Consider the following 4,572-nt stretch of genomic DNA (forward strand, 5'->3'; position numbering starts at 1 on the left):
CCTGGCGAAGCCAGCCTTGCGTCCGCCGATGCTCTTCGGCGCCTTGCGTCCCGCCGAAGGGGGCATTGCGTCTTATTTCAGCAGTGAGGGATTTTTTCCCGCCTTCTCGTGAGCGAAGCGAACTCTCGCTGTTCTTTCCCGGCTCTTACAAACTCTACAAATACAGTGGTCATTTCCAGCTTAGGTCATCAGGCTCCCATTGCGAGGCGAAGATCTCGTCTCTTTGCAGAGCTTCAAGTACAGGTACAAGGAAGTTCTTGATTTGGCCTATAACTTCCTCAAGAGATGTATCAAACGTGGTGTTTTTCTTTTTAGCGAAGGCTGTCCATCTTCTCTTATGGAGTGAATCGGAAATGAATTGGTTCTCGAATGCGACGATGTCTCTTATATGTGTGCCCCGATTTCTAAATGTTTCCCTAATTGCGGCCTGCAGTGTTGTACCAGTGAAAGGAAAGAATCTGGACAGCAAAAAGATGTCGTAGAAGTCTTTGTATCGGCTTGTCAGGAAACCCAGAGAAGCCATCGCTTCCAGTTTTTCCGCGATAACCGATTCTTTTTAGTATGCGAAGACAACCGGCTGCGGATCATTCAGCAGAACCGGGAATTCCATCTGAACCCTCTCGGGTGTTATGCAATCACCAAATCCGACATCGACGGTTACGGATAGTCTTGTTCGCTCCATGTAGGCCGTAATGGTTACCCGAGTACCGGGGTATTTTTTTGCATCTGCAATGGTACGTAGGTTCATACTTTCCAGATCAAAACGCATCCCATCGTCGGTATTTATCGAGAAGATATCATAAAAAGCCTTCTCGAGAGATTCCTTTTCGTTGCTGATCCTTTGCCCCAGCAGATCTATGTCGGTTGTTGAGCGCGGAAACCGCCCTTCAAATAGCGCATAAAGAAAGATCCCACCTTTCAATGTAAATTGGTCTTTGTGTGGAGACAGGGATAATCTGTAGATGGCTCGTTCAAGCGCATAGATTTGCAGTAGATCCTGATAACTTCGGCCTTGCTTCTCGGCCAGATTTCTCAGCCGGGCTTTTACAGATGCTGCCTTGTTCATAGCAGTACCTCCAGATAGGTTCTCAGTGTCTTTGAATTGCCGAGTTCCTTGGCATATCTGTATAGTTTGTTCAGGTTTCGATCCTTTTTTGCGAGATAGTTGACAAGCACTTCCTTTGCGATTTCAATGCCGAGTCTTTCCCGATAATGCAGAATGTCGATTACAGTCTTTTCCGAGTCATAAATGGAGAACTCATTCGAGTCTTCGTCAATAGTCACGATTCCGGTTTTGTATCGTATGTCGTTGTAATAGTAAAGTTGAATCCGAGGCCACTCTGGCATCGTATAAATCCTGTCGCTCCTCGGAATCGCCACGTCTATTGCTGTGGAACGCTCTGTGGTAAGCTGCCAGTAGATTGCCGAGCTAATCAGGCAGATCACGCCCCTTGGCACATAAGCATTAACATAGTAAAAGTCCGATTCATCACCCTCGTACATTAGATTTTCATAGCTTTTGCGCGTCAGTTTCTTGAGGATATTCTCCTCGATAAGCTTCTTGATTCCATAGAAGCTATATCCCATATCTTTGAGTTCATCTATTCTAATAATCTTCTTCTGAGGCAGTTGGTGCCTTGTTGAGTTCAATAATCTCACCTCTTCAACAACACTTTCAACGAACACCTGCAACATTACGTATATGCAGATGTTCATGAAAATTGTATCATGAATTGCATTGATTTAGTTGAAGAGCGAAGAGCCGTCCTTGGTCCTTCGTCTAGGAGCGTGGACCCGTCCTTGTGAAGAGCGGGAAGAGGAGAGAGGAAGAGAGAGAGAAAGAGAGGGCGAGAGGACGCGAAAAACGGTACAGACGTCAGGAGCCCGTCTATCCCTATTTTCGCTTCTCGTCCTTCGCGTGAGCGAAGCGAACTCTCGATGTTCTTTCTCGGCTCTTACCGACAGCCCACAACGCACAACCCACCACGGCTCTTAAGGGCGTTAAGAAGATAGAAGAGATCTTTGATGAGCAGGGGAAGATTGAGGGTTTGATTGTCCATTTGATAGGCGATTCGAAGTTAGTCCTTATCCACTCTTCGCTTTCGTTGATGGGTTTTGTGCAGGGCGGGGCAGAGTCTGTGGTCGAGGCTTTGAAGAGTCTTTCAAAAGAGGGATTACTGTTATGATGCTCGTGCTATCATACGGATCTGTTACCCGGACCAGCCCGATTTTCGATCATGAGAAGATGCCGTCGAATGTGGGCGCGATCTCGGAAGCTTTCAGAAGAAGTCACGGGGTCGTGAGAAGCGTTCATCCTACGCATTCTGTCTGCGCTATGGGCCCTCTGGCAGATGAGCTTACGGCAGATCATCATATGGATCGCACTCCTCTCGGCCTTTATTCGTCATTTATAAAGCTCGTTGAAAGAGACGGTCTGGTTCTCTTTATTGGTTGTGGGTTGAGGCCCAATACTCTTATGCACGGCGTCGAAGAGATAGTCGAGCCGTCTTATCTCTTTGGACTGGAGGTCGAATATACGATAATTCTCCGGGGCGGCTGCAGTATCGCTGGAGTTACCTCACGCACGATTTCAGCGGCTGTGTCCAGAGATACGATAGGGTCGCTTCTCTGCTCGGTGGGGGAGATCTCTGGAAGAAAAAGGTGCCGAAGCGGAGACTTATGTTTTGAAAGCTAGGGCGTTGTGGTCTCCCGCTTTGGAGGAGCTCAGGAGAAATGAGTTTGCGTTTGTGGATCGAGAGTGAGGATAAAGACGAAGGTTGGATTTTGGATCGTTTGGAGAGGTTCAACAGGTTTCGGGAATAGGCTTAGTGTAGATTGAGAAACGTTATAGGTTGAGGGATATAGAGAATTTGGTTTATTGGAAATCGAGCAATAGGAAACTGCGAAGTGCAACTTTAGCTCTGCATAGAGAGAGAAAAAGGCGAAGGCAGTTTTTTTGTGAAATCAATGCGTGAGGAATTGAGAAGAACTGCTTAATGCTGGTCGTTGTTGCCACAGGGTTAGTGGACAAATAAGAAAGCCCTCCGAAGAGGGCTTTAAGAATCTGCTAACATCAATAGACTGTGAATTCGAAATTGTACCAACTTATGAGTGCATTATCGCCTGTTGCAGCAGAAAAGAAATCGTCAGTAATAAACCCGAACGGGTAATCAGTTTCAACATCACCCACTGCAGCCCAATCATTCGTTTTTGCTTCAGCTTCGCTTTTAAACTCCGCCCAAGTGTCTTGGCTAGCATTGGAGAGAGTAGCCGTCAACAATTTAACATCAACATCTCCGACAAACACAACATAGCCAACGAACTTGGAGTTGTCACCGTCCCATTTGTAGATAATGGCATATGATTTGTTATCGATATCTCTTGCTAGCTGAGCCTGAGTTATTTGTAAAGTTGCACCAGGAGCATAAACACCAACTGTCGATTTCGCTCCATTCACATATGCCGCGTTCTCAAGCGCACTGGCGAGTGTCTTCAAGTTCTGAGCTACCTGAGTTGCCTTGGCCTTTTTGATCGCATTCAGTGCGACGGGGGTGATTGTGGCGATCAATGCTGCGATTACTGCAAGCACTATCAACAATTCAACAAGTGAAAATCCTCTTTTTCTGTTCTTCATAACTTCTCCCTCCTATTTGATGGTTTTTTCATCTACACACTAACTGCAAGGGTGTGCCAAAAAACAGAATCCTTCAGATGCTCGAAGAAGAGCTTTTAATTTCCAGTGTTGTGAATCCTAGTAAAAGCTTAATATGCTTCTAATAGCTACGAAGACCGTGATAATAGTCTATTGAAGAATGCTTATATCAGTTGTCAGACGGTAGAGAATAAGGACATCTAGAACTTGAAAGTGTTTTCAAGAAAAAATAATGCTCTGTTTGATAAAGAGAAAATAATCCTCTTCTCCAGAACATTTTCCCAAAATCTGCTATCTTCTCTTCCCTTTCGATTGCTTGCTTGGTACGAATGAGCTTTGTAGGGAAAGGAGTTTCCATTTTTCTCAAAAAACAGCGAAATGGATTTCCCTGAAAGTTGGCTTTCTCCCCTTCATTAAAACCCGGGTGGAAAATAGGGACTCAAGGAGCCCGTCAGTCCACATTTTCGCTCTCGCTTTCTCGTGAGCGAAGCGAACTCTCGATGCTCTTTGTCTCAGCTCCACTCTCCACCGACCTTTTGCCCGCGAAGCGGAACTGGTGCTTGCGATTGCGTAGGTAATTATGTAGGTCTCAATGTAAAATATGTTTGTACAGGAGGTGGTTTTATGAAGTACATAGCGACTCGAGACCTGAGAAGCAATCCCTCAGCGGTCTGGAAAACACTTGATGAGGGATCGGAAGTTATCGTTACGGTTAACGGGAAGCCTAAAGCAATAATGATTAGGGCAGACGAGGATCTCCAATTTCTCATAAAGGCTATTTCACGAGCAAAAGCTGAACTCGCAGTCGAAAGAATGCGACTCCAGTCTTTGAAAAACGGTCTTGATTGTCTTTCTTCAGAGGAGATTGAGAGAGAGATCTCTGAAAGCAGAAAAGCAAATAGATGAAGATAGTAGTAGAC

At 45.6% G+C, this 4,572-nt stretch carries 5 protein-coding genes and 1 pseudogene; 3 read left to right on the forward strand and 3 right to left on the reverse strand.

Translation table 11 applies throughout. The annotated features are described in order from the left end of the window. Nucleotides 1–169 precede the first annotated feature (169 nt). A pseudogene (locus tag B3157_RS07625) lies at nucleotides 170–1,066 on the reverse strand (nucleotidyl transferase AbiEii/AbiGii toxin family protein). After that, entirely contained in the window at nucleotides 1,063–1,659 is a 597-nt protein-coding gene (locus B3157_RS07630; protein ID WP_349680377.1) for a hypothetical protein, read from the reverse strand. The pseudogene B3157_RS07625 and the gene B3157_RS07630 overlap by 4 nt, the downstream one beginning before the upstream one ends. Before the next feature lie 389 nt (nucleotides 1,660–2,048). Here B3157_RS07630 and B3157_RS07635 point away from each other — a divergent pair, with 389 nt between their 5' ends. Together B3157_RS07635 and B3157_RS07640 are read left to right on the forward strand one after the other, a co-directional pair. Continuing rightward, a complete protein-coding gene (locus tag B3157_RS07635; protein ID WP_292589919.1) occupies nucleotides 2,049–2,186 on the forward strand; it encodes an AAC(3) family N-acetyltransferase in 138 nt (45 codons plus the stop codon). Then, entirely contained in the window at nucleotides 2,183–2,695 is a 513-nt protein-coding gene (locus B3157_RS07640) for an AAC(3) family N-acetyltransferase (protein ID WP_292589920.1), read from the forward strand. Before B3157_RS07635 ends, B3157_RS07640 begins: the two co-directional genes overlap by 4 nt. A 378-nt stretch (nucleotides 2,696–3,073) precedes the next feature. On the opposite strand, the gene B3157_RS12880 is transcribed toward B3157_RS07640, so the two are convergent. Continuing rightward, nucleotides 3,074–3,634: a prepilin-type N-terminal cleavage/methylation domain-containing protein gene (locus B3157_RS12880; protein ID WP_292589921.1), complete on the reverse strand. Its 561-nt coding sequence runs from the start codon at nucleotides 3,632–3,634 to the stop codon at nucleotides 3,074–3,076. Between the two features lie 642 nt (nucleotides 3,635–4,276). Here B3157_RS12880 and B3157_RS07650 point away from each other — a divergent pair. After that, on the forward strand, nucleotides 4,277–4,558 hold the full coding sequence (locus tag B3157_RS07650; protein WP_292589922.1) for a type II toxin-antitoxin system Phd/YefM family antitoxin: 282 nt from the start codon (nucleotides 4,277–4,279) through the stop codon (nucleotides 4,556–4,558). The last annotated feature ends 14 nt before the right edge of the window (nucleotides 4,559–4,572 follow it).

It is taken from the genome of Mesotoga sp. UBA5557, from assembly GCF_002425715.1.
Lineage (GTDB): Bacteria > Thermotogota > Thermotogae > Petrotogales > Kosmotogaceae > Mesotoga.

Coding starts and splice junctions, on each gene's coding strand:
- B3157_RS07650 (WP_292589922.1), top strand. CDS start 4,277: ATGAAGTACATAGCGACTCGAGACCTGAGAAGCAATCCCTCAGCGGTC.
- B3157_RS07640 (WP_292589920.1), top strand. CDS start 2,183: ATGATGCTCGTGCTATCATACGGATCTGTTACCCGGACCAGCCCGATT.
- B3157_RS12880 (WP_292589921.1), bottom strand. CDS start 3,634: ATGAAGAACAGAAAAAGAGGATTTTCACTTGTTGAATTGTTGATAGTG.